The following is a 255-nucleotide window of genomic DNA, read 5'->3' as shown; positions in this document are numbered from 1 at the left end:
CAAGGAAGATCCGTACGTGTTGTTCGCGATCGGTGAGGCTGCGGCCGAGATCGCTGCTTCTCGGGCTGCGATCTTGGGGACGGTGGATCGTTTCTGGGACATGACCGAGAAGGGACAGGAAGTTTCGTTCGAGCTGCGTGCGATCGGTCGGCGTACGCAGACTGCTGCTGCGTGGCGTGCGGTGCGGGCGGTGGACGAGATCTTTGCTCGTTCCGGTGGTGGCGCGTTGCAGTTGAACACGCCGATGCAGCGGTT

1 protein-coding gene is annotated in these 255 nt (G+C 62.4%); it reads left to right on the top strand.

Annotated features, from left to right (window positions below; all coding sequences use genetic code 11):
- Window positions 1-255, top strand: a 255-nt coding sequence (locus tag AC2ETI_RS32800; RefSeq protein ID WP_483635074.1) for an acyl-CoA dehydrogenase family protein, incomplete at both ends; no start/stop codon positions are given.

It is taken from the genome of Rhodococcus sp. MurmanLake-1 (genome assembly GCF_056945715.1).
This window is presented reverse-complemented; position numbering and strand designations above follow the sequence as displayed.